Consider the following 14,313-nt stretch of genomic DNA (forward strand, 5'->3'; position numbering starts at 1 on the left):
ACCCAGAAGTTAAATTCTTGTATTATCAATCAATTTTGACTATTCATTCCCTTCGCCAGTAATGCAATCAGAGCATCAACGTCCAGCAAAGCACACATATGTTCTTTAATTAAACCGGCAAGCCATGGCCTTTTACCTTCTGTCTCACGCCACTTTACGTCGTCTTGCTCCAACGCGATAGTGTTAACCAACGTATCACAGGCTAAACCCCAATGACTATTGCCAAGCATAATAACATATTGATAGTTTAGCTTTTCTGCCAGTCCCTGATCATATTTTTCTGGCATCACCCAACGCGCCGTATCAACCACATTAATTTTTTGCTCGCGATATAACATGACCCCCTGGAGCCACTCTGGCTGTCCGGGCAAAGACTTCACAGGCATCATTTTATGAATACCGCCTAATGCCTTCAAAGGCAAAGCAACTTTTAAACCCGCAACGGTAAAAAACAGCGCCTGAAAACGGCCTTTTCTGTAATCTTTTACCACTGGTGCAGCCACTTGTACTGCCGGCGCAACTGCAGCCACTTTCGTTTGTTCAACCACAGGAGTGACCGGAGCAGCAACAGGTGCTTTTACAACTGGCGCAGTAACAGGCGCAACAACTGCTGGTTTTGTCACTGCAGGTGCTTTCACCGGAGCAGAAACAGGAGCCAATAACTCATTCAGTTGCTGTTTTTTTGCTTCCTGAATAGGCGTATCTACCACGTCATCCGTCAATAAAGCACTTAGATAGTGCTTCATCACTTTTTGGCTGGCTTGCAAATCGCTCATCTTAATTCTCCGGAGCTAACTGCAATAAATAGGTTAGCAACGTATTGTAAGCAAATACACCCCGTGATTTTGGCACAAATACAGGCGGAGGGGTCTGAGCTAAGCTAGCGTCACGAAATTTAGTGTCGATAGGGATAACAGCAGACCAGACCCTGTCCTGATACTGAGCTTTTAACGCCTTGTAAGCATCCAGCGAAGCTTTAGTTCTCTTGTCATACATGGTTGGGATTATAGTAAAAGCATAATCCTGTGGTGATGAACTGTGCATCAGTTGCATAGTTGCGATCATCCGGTCCAGGCCTTTTAAAGCCAAAAATTCAGTTTGCACCGGTATTAAAATACGATCACAAGCAGCCATAGCGTTGACCATCAGCACACCGATCACAGGAGGACAGTCAATCAGCACATAGTCGTAATCATTTTCTATTTTTTGCAGCGCCTTTTTCAGAATAAGACCCATACCACCTTGCTGACCATGAGAACGGTCTAGAGTAGCCAAGGCCATAGAAGTCGGCAGAATATCCAGATTCGGCATACCGCTTGGACACATCGACTGCAGGATTTCTTCTCCGGTAATATCTTTGCCACGAATAAAAATATCATAGACGCTGACTTCCAGCTCTTCGGCATCAATACCAAAGTAATAGGTTAAGGAGCCATGAGGGTCAGTATCGATCAGTAAAACACGATGCCCGCGCTGTGCAAGCAGAGCGCCTAAGGTGACTGTAGTGGTAGTTTTTCCAACTCCACCTTTTTGATTTGCGATAGTCCAAACAACCAATTTACTGTTCCTATTGACTAGCTGGTTCTTCTTCGCCTGGTTCAGGCGGTCTGGTTGTGATCCTTATACCGCCATGAGGTAAGCGGATCACCCGTATTTTGTTCTGTTCTTGTTCTGCTGCTTCTTCAGCGGCTTGTTCTTGCGCACTTTGTGCTTCTGCTGGTTGTGGTATTTGCGCCACAACAGGCTCATAGGCATATTTTGATAAAGCAATCACCACTTTGCGGTTTTGGCTACGTCCCTGAGCTGTCGTGTTCTCAGCAAAAGGAGCATATTGCCCATAGCCTTCAATGGCCATGCGCTCTGGGGCTATACCCAGCTCTTCCAGTAACCGGACTATAGACGCCGCTCTTGCCACGGATAACTCCCAGTTGGACGGGAATTGTTCAGTGCGGATAGGCACTGAGTCCGTATAACCCCGCACACGCATGTAGTTATTGGTTTGTTTTAAGATAGCAGTCAGTTCAGTCATCACGGCAGAAGCAGAACTGGTGGAATTAGCGCTACCACTGCTGAACAACAAACCACTACTGAGTTCAATGGTCAGCCAGTCTTCATCTAACGTCACCTTGGCTAAGTCTGACTCAACAAGGCTGCGTAATGCTCTGTTAATGTCTTTTTGCAAGGCCGATAAAGGACTGCCACGTCTTGTTCTGTCGATATGTTCCAGTTTAGCATTGTCAGCCAGCAGCGTCGGACCTGTTGCGTCTTCCAAACCTGAACCATACAGTTCAAAATCACTTTGAGGATGAATATCAGGTTGCACAGATTGGCCCTGAATACCCGTCTCCTGTTTATCTGTTGCTTCAATAAAAACCTTGGAAATAGTGTCCTGCAATTTTTTGAACTGCTCTTTTTCCATAGTAGCCATTGAATACAACAACAAAAAAAGTGCAAACAACAAGGTCATGTAATCGGCGTAGGACACCAACCAACGTTCTGTATCTGATTTGTCCGCTTCTACAGCGACAGAACTGCGTGGTCTATACATTTACGTCGCTCTGTAAGCCTGAAGTTTCATTTCCACACTACGAGGGTTTTCTCCAAGCGCTATAGAGCATAAACCTTCGATCACCATCGAATGAAACAGAGCCCGTTCTTCTACGAGTAGTTTGATCTTGTTAAACACAGGGATAAACAAAAAATTAGCTAAACCCACGCCGTAAATAGTAGCAACAAAAGCTGTGGCTATACCTTGTCCTAACTCATCCGGATTAGAAATATTAGATAACGCCAGAATTAACCCCAATACTGCGCCTACTATACCTATAGTCGGACTATAGCCTCCCATAGCTTCAAACACCCTGGCGGCACGCAACAGCCGCTCTTTTTCCAGATGTAGTTCAGTATCCAGAATATCCTGCAGCACTTTGACTTCGGTACCATCCACTAATAAATTCAATCCCCTTTTTAATAAAGGTTCTTCTTCATTCAGCGCATCGGTCTCTAAGGACAAAAAGCCTTGCAAACGCGCTGAGTGGCCCCATTGAGTCATGCGCTCAATCGTAGAGTCAAAGTCCAGCTTAGGAGGTGCGATCACCCAGGGAAGCAAACTCATGCTTAATCGGAATTGCCTGACAGGACTCTGAATAAGCACAGCACCTAAAGTACCGCCAAAAACGATACAAAAAGCAGGCCAGTGCAACAAAGTAAAAATGTCACCACCTTCCTGGCTAAACCCGCCAACTATAGCCGCCAGCGCAATTATAATGCCAGCGAAGGTAAGCTTATCCATGCCCTACTTCCGCCACTATGCGGGCTGCTACATCGGATAACGCCACTTCAACATCGGTCAATCCCGCAGCTGTTACCGCCTGAGGCATACCATAAACTACACAACTGGCTTCGTCCTGAGACCAGATACGGGAGCCGGATTGTTTTAGTAAACGGCAACCTTCTCTGCCATCCGATCCCATGCCCGTCAGCACTATAGCCAGCACTTTGTCATTAAAGATCTTTGCTGCAGTGCCAAAGGTGATATCTACGCTGGGTTTGAACGTAATACGGGGCGAATCATCTTCGCGAACGCGCAATCTGGCTTGGTTTTCATTGCCATCCAGCAGCATTTGTTTGCCGCCTGGAGCCAGATAAGCCACGCCAGGGCGCAACACATCATTATCTGCCGCTTCTTTCACTTCAATTTTCGCTAAGCCATTTAACCTGCTGGCAAAAGCCCCGGTGAAAGCCGCTGGCATATGCTGAATAAGCACAATGGGCAATGGAAAATTGGCAGGCAAAGCGGTGATAATTTGTTGCAACGCAACAGGACCACCAGTGGATGTGCCAATAGCGACCAGCTTGTAGTTTTTCCCGCTGGAGTCAAAGCTGCCAGAACGGTGAGTTTCGGCACGCTCAGCAGCACGATTTTGCAATTCAGCACGCTCAGCTAAAGCTCTGGCGGCTAGGCTTTGAGCTAAAGGCGCTCTCGCTGGTATGGCTGTTGGGCTTGCGGCCGGCGTTGCTGAAGTACGGGATGCTAAGGTTGAGCTAGCAGACCCTGTTAAACTGGAAGGTCTGCTAATCACCCGGCGTCTGGCTACTGTCTTAACACGCTGACGCAGCACATCAGCGGCTTCGGCTTTATCACGGGCAATATCTTCAAATTTTTTCGGCAGGAAATCGATGGCGCCTGCTTCCAGCGCATCTAAGGTCGCTTTTGCACCTTCATGAGTTAAAGATGAAAACATCAGAATAGGTGTGCGCTGCACCTTAAGGATTTCGCGCACAGCCGAAATGCCATCCATAACCGGCATTTCGATGTCCATCGTAATAACGTCAGGACGTAAGGCTAAAGCTTTTTCCACCGCCTCTTTACCATTATTGGCGGTGGCAATGACCTCTAACTCGGCATCCTGACTCAGAATTTCCGTCAGACGGCGACGGAAAAAACTGGAGTCATCAACAACTAATACCCTGATGGTCATAGTGCACTCTCTTAAGCTGAGAATTTGTCAAAGCGATCAAATTTAATTTTGGAACGTTTGGCATAATGCTTCAGCAGGTTAGGCACATCCAGGATCAGCGCTATACCGCCGTCTGATGTAATGGTAGCTCCTGCCATACCTGGTGTGCCCTGTAATAAAGCATCCAGCGGCTTGATCACCACCTCTTCCTGACCAATCAAAGAATCCACCACAAAACCGATTTGTTGAGTTCCCAGTTGCACTATTACCACATGGCCTTGTTCGCGTTTTATCTTCTTGTTCGAACCTTTTACCAGCCAGTGCTCAAGATAAAACAGCGGAATAGCTTTGTTACGTACAACGATAGTCAACTGACCATCCACATTGTTGGTTTTGGCTAAATCTAAATGGAAAATTTCGTTGACCGTCGCCAGTGGCAGAGCAAAGGTCTGCTCGCCCACAATCACCATTAAGGTCGGCAATATCGCCAAAGTCAGCGGAACCTTAATTTCTAATAAGGTGCCCTGACCCAGTTTTGAGTTGATATGCACTGTACCGTTGAGTTGAGTAATTTTGGTTTTCACCACGTCCATACCCACACCACGGCCTGAGATATCAGAAATCTGCTCTTTAGTGGAGAATCCTGGAGCAAAAATCAGGTTAAAGGCTTCAGTATCTGACATTCGCGCTGCGGCATCCGGATCCAGCACTCCCCGCTTAATAGCGATAGATTTCAGTTTCTCCGGGTCCATACCTGCACCATCATCCTGAATGGTTAGCAAAATATGGTCACCGGCCTGAGAAGCTGCTAATCTGACCAAACCCGTACGAGGTTTACCAGCTTTGACCCGCACATCCGGCATTTCAATACCGTGGTCTACCGAGTTACGCACTAAGTGGACCAATGGATCGGCCAAAGCCTCCACCAGGTTTTTATCTAAATCTGTCTCTTCCCCTTCCAGCTCAAGATTAATATCCTTTTGCAGTGAACGGGCTAAGTCGCGAACAACGCGAGGGAAACGGCCAAACACTTTCTTGATGGGTTGCATCCGGGTTTTCATCACAGCGCCCTGTAAATCGGCTGTGACTACGTCCAGGTTAGCAATGGCTTTGCTCATTTCTTCATTTTGCGCAGAACCAGACAGGCTCACCAGACGGTTACGTACCAGTACTAATTCACCGACCATGTTCATGATCTGGTCCAGGCGCTTGGTGTCAACCCGAACTGTAGTTTCTGGTTGGTTAGCTGCCGCTTTAGGATCAGCATCCGGATCTTTTGGCGCAGCGGCAACAGGAGCCGCTTTAGCTACAGCAGCTGCAGGCGCGGGCGCAGCTGCTTTCACTGGTTCAGCAGCTTTTGCCACCGTAGTGGAAGCAGGCACAACAGCAACAGGTGCTTTGCCTTTACCATGTAATTCATCCAGCAGAGATTCAAACTCATCATCAGAGATGTCGTCTGAAGAGGCCTTTGCTTTTTCTTTTGTTTTATCTTCTGTTTTAGCCGGTGTTTTTTCGACAGGAGCAGACACAGCAACTTCACCAGGGATAAAAGAACCCTGGCCATGCAGCTGGTCTAAAATAGCCTCAAATTCATCGTCAGTAATATCTTCGCTGGCGGTTTCTTTGGTCGCTGGAGGTGGCAGATTGGCAGACGTATCACGACCAGGCGCACCACTTCCATGCAATTCATCCAGCAAAGACTCAAATTCGTCGTCACTGATTTCATCAATAGAAGAAGAGCTTTCGACAGCAGGTGCAGTGGCAAACTCGACCACGGCATCAAATTCTTCCATACTAATTTCAGGTTCGGGTTCAGGTTCTGCAGGCGCAGCATGATGTGCGTGCTGTTCATCTTCTGATTCAGGCATGCTCAGGCGATGCAAGGCGTCAATGATGGCAGGGTCGGCCGGAGTCAGAGGTTCACGGTTTTGCACGTCGGCAAACATCGCATTCACCGCATCCAGGGCTTGTAAAATAACATCCATCAATTCTGGCGTGACACGGCGTTTGCCTGTGCGCAGAATATCAAACACGTTTTCGGCGCCATGGCAGGCGTCCACTAACTCAGTCAGCGATAAAAATCCAGCGCCACCTTTGACGGTATGGAAACCTCGGAAAATGGCATTTAATAAATTTGCGTCATCCGGATTATTTTCCAACTCAACCAACTGCTCTTGCAGTAGTTCAAGGATCTCGCCGGCTTCGACTAGGAAATCCTGTAAAATATCCTCATCTAAATCAAAGCCCATGCTACAGCTCCCCTTTTAGAAACCTAAACTTGATAATAAATCGTCCACATCATCCTGACCGGACACCACGTCATCACGCTCTGCTGCGTCAATAATAGGGCCTTCAGCTTCGTGACCTGCTTTTGGTTTTTTCGATACGGCAGCCGGACGCTCTTCCATACTTAAATTAGTCTGGCCAAAAGCCGTTAATAAACCAATTAAGCTGTCTTCCACTTCCCGGACCAATTCAATGACCCGCCGCAAAATCTGCCCTGTTAAATCCTGATAATCCTGTGCCATCAGTACTTCGGTCAGCAATGCATGTAAGGTAGCAGAGTTTCCGGTCGCCTGATGCAAAAAGCCATCGAGATTGTGACATAAAGCTTTGAACTCTCCGACTTTTAAGTCGCGACTCATCAGTTTCTGCCATTTAGGCAAAATAGAGTGTAAGTGCGTATTGAGTTCATCAGCGATAGGGAGACAGTTTTCGACTGCATCCATCGTTTTATTGGCGGCTTGTTCAGTCATATCGATGACATGATTCAAGCGTTTCTTCGCATCCGGAATATCATCTTCCAGCAAAGAACTTAGGGATGGGTCTATTTGGAAGCTTTTCAAAGAGTCGTGCAGTTGCCGGGTTAGTTTTCCAACCTCGGCAAACAACTCAGAGGAGCCCGGTACAGCCAGCTGTTGCACCAGTTCATTTGCGGCCTGGGTTTCGCCAAACTCCAGCAACTGAACTAATTCACGGGCCTGCTCTAAAGAAATCAAGGGTGCCGTAGCTACAGACATGGTGTACTCCTTTGTCAGTTACGGTTTAACCCAGGCGTTCGAATACTTTAGCCAGTTTTTCCTGTAAGGTTGCAGCAGTAAAAGGTTTAACGATATATCCATTCACGCCTGCCTGTGCAGCAGCAATGATTTGTTCCTTTTTAGCTTCCGCAGTAACCATCAACACAGGAATATGCTTCAGTTTAGCGTCAGCTCGAATTGCACGTAACAAATCGATACCTTGCATACCAGGCATGTTCCAGTCAGTGACTACAAAATCAAAATCACCGTTTTGCAGCATAGGTAATGCAGTGCTGCCATCATCAGCTTCAGAGACATTGGTAAAACCAAGATCTCTTAACAGGTTTTTTATAATGCGTCTCATGGTTGAGAAATCATCAACCACAAGAATTTTCATATTCTTATCCAAAATCCCCTCCGGTGAGAGCCCAAGCTGGACTAACTCAAACTATTACAACCAATCCTGCATCCTGGAGCGCAAGCGCACCAGCGCCTGACTATGAATCTGACTGACCCTGGACTCACTAACATCCAGCACAGCGCCAATCTCTTTCAAATTTAGTTCGTCATTATAATACAGCGACAACACTATAGCTTCTCGCTCCGGTAAGCTACTGATATTTTTTATCAACGCCTGTTGAAATGCATCAGTTGCCTGTTGTTCGTACAAATGATCATCATCTTTATCATTTGCTGTGACCAACACATCATCAGAGATGCCCAGATCTTCGATACCAATAATGCGACCACTGCTGGCGTCGCTGAGCATATGATGATACTCATCTAAAGATATATCAAGTTTTTCAGCAACTTCACTATCTTTTACATCACGACCCAGTTCAGATTCAAGCTCTGCAATAGCTTCAGCTATCATGCGGGAGTTGCGGTGGACAGAGCGTGGAGTCCAGTCGCCACGGCGAATTTCATCCAGCATAGAGCCACGGATACGGATACCGGCAAAGGTTTCAAAACTTGCGCCCTTGCTGCCATCAAAATTCTTGGCTGCTTCAATCAGGCCTATCATGCCAGACTGAATTAAATCGTCGACTAAGACACTTGCGGGCAATCGGGCTAATAAATGATAGGCAATACGTTTTACCAGAGGCGCATGCCGTTCCACCATTTGTGTCAACTGATCAGCGGCGCCGTAGGCCGCAAGTTTGCTATTCAAACCAGACCTCTCGCTTCAGGTTGTTGTACCAGTTGCTCCAGGAAAAACTCCAAATGTCCTGAGGCGACTGGCGGTACTGGCCACTGCACAGCTCGGGTAGCCAAAGTACGAATAGCCAAAGAGGCCGGAGTTTTTGGAAAAGCATCGACAAAAGCTTTTTGTTTACGAGCCGCTTTTCTGACGTTTTCATCAAATGGAATGGTAGCTACCAGCTCCAGATTGACATCTAAAAACCTGTCTGTCACCCGGCTTAGCTTGGCGAAAAGCTCTTGCCCCTCTTTTAAACTGCGCACCATGTTGGCGACAATTTTAAAGCGCTGTACACCGTGTTCACGGCTTAATATTTTCATTAAGGCGTAAGCATCAGTGATAGAAGAAGGTTCATCACAGACCACCACTAACACGTCTTGCGAAGCGCGGGAAAAACTCAATACCATATCGGAAATACCGGCAGCTGTGTCCACCAGTAAAATATCAAAACGGGTACGCATTTCGCTAAAAGCACGGATAAGACCAGCATGTTCCACAGGCTTTAATTCGGTCATCGACTGAGTGCCTGATGTTGCAGGCACAATTTTGATACCAAAAGGTCCTTCTATCAGAATGTCATCCAGCTCAGCCTCGCCGGACAACACATGAAATAAGTTTTTTTGCACCCTAAGCCCAAGCATAACGTCACAGTTCGCTAACCCAAGGTCAGCGTCCAGCACTAATACTTTTTTTCCAAGCTGAGCCATTGACATGGCAAGGTTCAGCGTAACGTTGGTTTTACCCACGCCACCTTTGCCGCCTGTCACTGCGATGACTTTTACTATCTGTTGTTGCTGTTGTTGCTTCATTCGTCTCAGGCCACTGGCTTGATCATCATTCATCGGAAGATTATGCATAGGTTCCTTCCACCCGGGCCGTTGTATCTGAATACCATTGATAGCCCGTACTACTGTTAGAGATCCGTAACTGCTCTGCCTTGGCAACCATTGTTTTCGCATCAGCCATTTCTATATCCTCAGGAACTCTTTGGCCCTGAGTCAAATAACTGACCGGCAACGCATTTTGGATTGCCACGTTAATGATTTCTCCCAAACTTAAGCATTCATCAAGTTTGGTGAAAATACAACCCGCTAATGGAATCCGTTTGAAATGTTCAACGGTTTCCTGCATAACTCGGGCTTGGGATGTTGCAGACAATACCAGATAACTTTTTATTTTAACACGCGAATTATGCACTAAAGACGCAAGTTTTTCAGCAAGACGAACGTCACGCTGACTCATTCCTGCAGTATCAATCAAAATTAATTTACGTTGTTGCAACTGATTTAACAGCGTCGCCAACTCTTCGCTGTCTTTGACCTGTTTTACCGGGCAACCGATGATACGACCAAAAGTGGCTAACTGTTCATACGCACCGATACGGAATGAATCCGTCGTAATTAAAGCCACCTGATCTGCACCGTGACGCTTAGCAAACTGAGCTGCAAGTTTAGCCACAGTAGTGGTTTTACCCACACCTGTAGGACCGACCAAAGCCACAACGCCACCGCGGCGCATAATGTCGTCGTTTGTTGTGATCAACTGGCCCGTTAATAGCTCTAATGCACTGTCCCAGGCTTCTGCATCATTGATATCTTCCGGCATAAAACAAGCGATTTGGTCAGCCACAGGTTCAGATAAACCTAATTCCAACAATTTTTCAATCACCAGAGCCCGCACTGGTTCACGACGAGCTAAATCTTGCCACATTAACCCTGAAACCTGGTGCTGCAACAGTTGTTTCATTGAAGACATTTCACTGCGCATCGCATCAAACTGTTTTTGCATCAGCTTAGCTTGCTGTTCCTGATAACGGGTTAGCTCACTCAGATTTACAGCGGCAGTGGCGGAAGATTGACGCTCATTGTCCGAAGGTGTTGAATTTGCAACCGAAAACAAAGCACTGGTCGCTGCGGCGGTTTTTGCAGCCGCCATTTTATTGGCAGAGATAGCCTGAGCAGCTGCAGGTTGTTTACTGATTTGGCGGGCGAGCAAAGCCTGTAAAGAATCAGCAGGAGTTTGTTCTGGTTCATCATCGACTTTGATGTTCAAACGACTGCCGACTGCTGGCTGAGCAGGAGCTTCTGGTTCGGGTGAAACCTTAACTGGCGTGGCCTCCGGGTCTATAGCCGCTACAATTTCAACGCCTCCAGCCACTTTTTTATTCGACAGAATAATGGCATCAGGGCCTAAAAACTCTTTGACTTCTGTCAGAGCGGTACGCATATCTTTGGCAACAAAGCGTTTGATTTTCATAGCTTAACTCCTAATTCGACTGGCCTACCACACTGACAATTCGGATTTGTTTGTTGTCAGGGATCTCTTGATAGGACAAAACCCGTAATCCTGGAATACTGTACTTCACGAATCGTGCCATAACTGATCGCAGAATACCGGAAGTCAATAAAACAGCAGGTTCGCCAGCCAGTTCCTGATTCTGAGAGGCGGTCGCCAAAGATTGCTGAATGCGTTCGGCAAGGCCTGGTTCAATGCCAGCGCCGTCGTTACCAGCCGATTGCATCGACTGATGTAACATCTGCTCTAAATCAGGCGCAAAAGTGATCACAGGCACTTCTGGCGCACTGCCCACCACTTCCTGGATAATCAGCCGCTTTAATGCGACACGACAGGATGCGGTCAGCACATCAACATCCTGACTCTTGGAACCATAGTCGACTAAGGTTTGCACTATGGTCCGCATATCGCGAATAGGCACGCCTTCATGCAGCAGATTCTGTAGCACCTTCACCACTACAGTAAGCGGCAGCGTATCAGGCACTAAGGCATCGACCAGCTTAGGTGAAGATTTCGCCAGCATATCCAGCAGATTCTGTACTTCTTCATGACCCAGTAACTGAGCTGCATTGTTGGTTAATATCTGGCTTAAATGAGTGGCCACTACGGTAGCAGCATCCACTACTGTGTAGCCCAGAGTTTGTGCATGTTCACGCTGATTTTTAGCGATCCAGACCGCCTCTAAACCAAAAGCAGGATCTTTGGTGGCTATACCCTTGACTGTGCCGAACACCTGACCCGGGTTAATCGCCAGCTCATTATCATGCCGCAGTTCGGACTCACCAGTCGTAACCCCCATCATGGTGACACGGTAAGTGTTAGGCTCTAAATCCAGATTGTCACGAATATGCACAGCCGGAATAAGGAAACCCAACTCCTGAGATAATTTTTTGCGCACCCCTTTAATGCGGGTCAGCAATTCTCCCCCTTGCGCTTTGTCAACCAGCGGGATCAAACGATAACCAACTTCCAGACCTATAGTATCGACTGGCTGTACATCATCCCAACCAATTTCTTTAACAGGCGCCATTTCAACTGGAGTCGTCAACTCAGCCTTTTTAATAGCGGCTGCTTTTTCTGCCGTTGGGTTTTCTACACGGTATAAATAGTAGGCTGCACCACCGACTATGGCCGCCAGACTCAAGAAGGCGACATGCGGCATGCCTGGCACTATGCCCATGATAACTAAAATTGCTGTGGCAATGACCAACACTTTAAAGTTGCTGAACTGGCCTGCCATCAAGGTACCAAAATCACCCTCTTTATTTTGGCGGGTGACGATAATGGCAGTACCTACAGATAACAATAAACCTGGGATTTGCGCTACCAGACCATCACCTATAGTCAGTAGCGTATAAATTTGTACGGCTTCCATAAAAGCTAAGTCATGCTGCAACACCCCAATGACTAAACCGCCAATGATATTAATGACCATAATGACGATACCGGCCATCGCATCGCCTTTCACAAATTTGTTGGCACCATCCATTGAACCGTAGAAATCAGCTTCTTCGCCAATTTGCTCACGGCGACGACGCGCCTCTTCAGCGTCAATAAAGCCAGCATTTAAATCAGCGTCGATCGCCATTTGTTTGCCCGGCATAGCGTCAAGAGTAAAACGTGCTGTCACTTCGGAAATACGTGCAGCACCTGAGGTAACCACCATCATATTGATAATAACGAGGATGATAAACACCACAAAACCTACAGCGTAGTTACCGCCTATCACCACTTCGCCAAAAGCCTCTACCACCTTACCTGCTGCATCAGGACCGTTATGGCCTTCCAGTAAAATAACCCTGGTACTGGCGATATTCAGCGTTAAACGCAAAATAGTAGCCACCAGAATGACGCTGGGGAAAATAGCGAAATCCAGAGGCTTTCTGGTATAAATGGTGATCAGCAATACCACGAGGCCTAACGTGATATTAAAGGTAAACAAAATATCCAGCATCAAAGGCGGTAAAGGTAATACCACCATGGCAAGAGCTGCCAGGATCAGTAACGGAGTGCCAACACCTTTGGCATAAGACCAAACTTCTGGATTAACGCGGGAAAACATTTGGGTCATCGACATAACAAGCCTGACAAATTACTGACGCTACAGGCTGTTATACAAAAAGCGTTCCACAATGAATTCAATTGAAATGAAATTGGGGTCAGAACACATAAGTTATGCATAACTTATGTGTTCTGACCCCATTTTTAATGACGGAAATCTTCAGGGATAGGCAAGTCCTTCGCCAGAGTTTTCGGGCGTTTTCCTTTGCCTTTTTTGTACATATTCAACTGATACACATAAGCCAGAACCTGAGCGACAGCTGCGAATAACTGCTCCGGAATGGGATGATCAAGCTCAGTGGTATAAAAAATAGAACGGGCTAAAGCCGGAGATTCCAACACTGGCACTTTGTTTTCTTCTGCTAAACGTCGGATATAAAGAGCCACTTCGTCCGCGCCTTTGGCCACAACCACTGGCGCTCTGAATTTGGCCTGGTCGTATTTCAGTGCCACGGCAAAGTGCGTCGGGTTAGTCACCACCACGTCGGCGGTAGGCACTGCAGCAATCATTCGACGCCTCGCAGCCTGATACTGCAAGCTACGAATACGCCCTTTCACCCGCGGGTCGCCCTCAGAGTTTTTGTATTCATCTTTGACTTCCTGCAGCGTCATTTTTAGCTCTTTGTGATGCTTCCACATCTGGTATGGCGCATCGATAGCAGCTATGACAATCACGCTGAAACAAATACCAAAAAAGGTCCAGGCCAGAATTTCGGCTGAAGCAAAAATATCCTCAGGATTGGTCATCAGAGATAACGCCATAATGTCGTCAAAGAAGGTCGACAACAACGCAAAAGTTAAACCACCTATCACCAGAACCTTGGCGATACTTTTAATCAGTTCCACCATAGCCTGCAAACCAAACATACGTTTGATACCGGCTAAAGGGCTTAATTTACTCCACTTAAAACCCACAGCTTGCCAGGTAAAGTTATAACCGCCGATCAGTACACTACCCACATAGGCAGCAAGCAAAATCAGCAGAAAAAACTTCAGTAAGCCTGGAAACAACTCAATTAAGGCGTCCTCCCAGACAGAGAACATCGAATAAGGATTAAAAATATCTTTTTCGTCCAGCGACAATAAACGGCGACAAACTTCCAGTACAGAACCAGCTATCTCTTTACCAAAGATTAGAATACCTGCACTGCTGCCCACTAACACGGTAAAAGTAGCCAGATCGCGGGAACGAGCGACCTGACCTTTCTTTCGGGTGTCTTCGAGCTTTTTACTGGTGGGTTCTTCGGTTTTTTCCTGGCCAGAGGTTGCCATCTGC

13 protein-coding genes are annotated in these 14,313 nt (G+C 46.9%); all 13 read right to left on the minus strand.

Annotated elements, in window-relative coordinates; genetic code table 11:
* Window positions 1–29 precede the first annotated feature (29 nt).
* Window positions 30–776 carry a chemotaxis protein CheW gene (locus IEW88_RS11270; RefSeq protein ID WP_053424549.1) on the minus strand — a complete coding sequence of 249 codons (747 nt, stop codon included), beginning with the start codon at window positions 774–776 and terminating at the stop codon, window positions 30–32.
* A gap of 1 nt (window position 777) precedes the next feature.
* Window positions 778–1,557, minus strand: a complete 780-nt coding sequence (locus IEW88_RS11275) for a ParA family protein (protein WP_147904382.1) — start codon at window positions 1,555–1,557, stop codon at window positions 778–780.
* Between the two features lie 10 nt (window positions 1,558–1,567).
* Window positions 1,568–2,548 (minus strand): flagellar motor protein MotB, encoded by a 981-nt coding sequence (locus IEW88_RS11280; RefSeq protein ID WP_147904381.1) that lies wholly within the window; start codon window positions 2,546–2,548, stop codon window positions 1,568–1,570.
* Window positions 2,549–3,292 (minus strand): flagellar motor protein, encoded by a 744-nt coding sequence (locus tag IEW88_RS11285; RefSeq protein ID WP_147904380.1) that lies wholly within the window; start codon window positions 3,290–3,292, stop codon window positions 2,549–2,551.
* On the minus strand, window positions 3,285–4,481 hold the full coding sequence (locus tag IEW88_RS11290) for a protein-glutamate methylesterase/protein-glutamine glutaminase (protein WP_147904379.1): 1,197 nt from the start codon (window positions 4,479–4,481) through the stop codon (window positions 3,285–3,287). Before IEW88_RS11290 ends, IEW88_RS11285 begins: the two co-directional genes overlap by 8 nt.
* Window positions 4,482–4,492: 11 nt before the next feature.
* Entirely contained in the window at window positions 4,493–6,709 is a 2,217-nt protein-coding gene (locus IEW88_RS11295) for a chemotaxis protein CheA (RefSeq protein WP_147904378.1), read from the minus strand.
* Between the two features lie 15 nt (window positions 6,710–6,724).
* Window positions 6,725–7,480 carry a protein phosphatase CheZ gene (locus IEW88_RS11300; protein WP_053424543.1) on the minus strand — a complete coding sequence of 252 codons (756 nt, stop codon included), beginning with the start codon at window positions 7,478–7,480 and terminating at the stop codon, window positions 6,725–6,727.
* Window positions 7,481–7,505: 25 nt separating this feature from the next.
* Window positions 7,506–7,877 (minus strand): chemotaxis response regulator CheY, encoded by a 372-nt coding sequence (cheY, locus tag IEW88_RS11305; RefSeq protein WP_008898490.1) that lies wholly within the window; start codon window positions 7,875–7,877, stop codon window positions 7,506–7,508.
* 54 nt (window positions 7,878–7,931) lie between these two features.
* A complete protein-coding gene (locus IEW88_RS11310) occupies window positions 7,932–8,651 on the minus strand; it encodes an RNA polymerase sigma factor FliA (RefSeq protein WP_147904377.1) in 720 nt (239 codons plus the stop codon).
* A complete protein-coding gene (locus IEW88_RS11315; protein WP_147904376.1) occupies window positions 8,648–9,538 on the minus strand; it encodes a MinD/ParA family protein in 891 nt (296 codons plus the stop codon). The genes IEW88_RS11310 and IEW88_RS11315 overlap by 4 nt, the downstream gene beginning before the upstream one ends.
* Window positions 9,531–10,937 (minus strand): flagellar biosynthesis GTPase FlhF, encoded by a 1,407-nt coding sequence (gene flhF / locus IEW88_RS11320; protein WP_147904375.1) that lies wholly within the window; start codon window positions 10,935–10,937, stop codon window positions 9,531–9,533. The genes IEW88_RS11315 and flhF overlap by 8 nt, the downstream gene beginning before the upstream one ends.
* 10 nt (window positions 10,938–10,947) lie before the next feature.
* Window positions 10,948–13,053: a flagellar biosynthesis protein FlhA gene (gene flhA, locus IEW88_RS11325; protein ID WP_147904374.1), complete on the minus strand. Its 2,106-nt coding sequence runs from the start codon at window positions 13,051–13,053 to the stop codon at window positions 10,948–10,950.
* 128 nt (window positions 13,054–13,181) lie between these two features.
* Complete coding sequence (gene flhB / locus IEW88_RS11330; RefSeq protein ID WP_147904373.1) at window positions 13,182–14,309, minus strand: flagellar biosynthesis protein FlhB; 1,128 nt, start codon at window positions 14,307–14,309, stop codon at window positions 13,182–13,184.
* Between the last annotated feature and the right edge of the window lie 4 nt (window positions 14,310–14,313).

The organism is Rheinheimera tangshanensis (genome assembly GCF_014645135.1).
In the GTDB taxonomy this organism is placed as follows: Bacteria; Pseudomonadota; Gammaproteobacteria; order Enterobacterales; family Alteromonadaceae; genus Pararheinheimera; species Pararheinheimera tangshanensis.

Excerpts from the sequence above, each read along its gene's own strand:
- flhF (WP_147904375.1), bottom strand. The coding sequence starts at position 10,937 with ATGAAAATCAAACGCTTTGTTGCCAAAGATATGCGTACCGCTCTGACA.
- IEW88_RS11270 (WP_053424549.1), bottom strand. The coding sequence starts at position 776 with ATGAGCGATTTGCAAGCCAGCCAAAAAGTGATGAAGCACTATCTAAGT.
- IEW88_RS11280 (WP_147904381.1), bottom strand. The coding sequence starts at position 2,548 with ATGTATAGACCACGCAGTTCTGTCGCTGTAGAAGCGGACAAATCAGAT.
- flhB (WP_147904373.1), bottom strand. The coding sequence starts at position 14,309 with ATGGCAACCTCTGGCCAGGAAAAAACCGAAGAACCCACCAGTAAAAAG.
- cheY (WP_008898490.1), bottom strand. The coding sequence starts at position 7,877 with ATGAAAATTCTTGTGGTTGATGATTTCTCAACCATGAGACGCATTATA.
- IEW88_RS11315 (WP_147904376.1), bottom strand. The coding sequence starts at position 9,538 with ATGCATAATCTTCCGATGAATGATGATCAAGCCAGTGGCCTGAGACGA.
- IEW88_RS11285 (WP_147904380.1), bottom strand. The coding sequence starts at position 3,292 with ATGGATAAGCTTACCTTCGCTGGCATTATAATTGCGCTGGCGGCTATA.
- flhA (WP_147904374.1), bottom strand. The coding sequence starts at position 13,053 with ATGTCGATGACCCAAATGTTTTCCCGCGTTAATCCAGAAGTTTGGTCT.
- IEW88_RS11300 (WP_053424543.1), bottom strand. The coding sequence starts at position 7,480 with ATGTCTGTAGCTACGGCACCCTTGATTTCTTTAGAGCAGGCCCGTGAA.
- IEW88_RS11290 (WP_147904379.1), bottom strand. The coding sequence starts at position 4,481 with ATGACCATCAGGGTATTAGTTGTTGATGACTCCAGTTTTTTCCGTCGC.
- IEW88_RS11295 (WP_147904378.1), bottom strand. The coding sequence starts at position 6,709 with ATGGGCTTTGATTTAGATGAGGATATTTTACAGGATTTCCTAGTCGAA.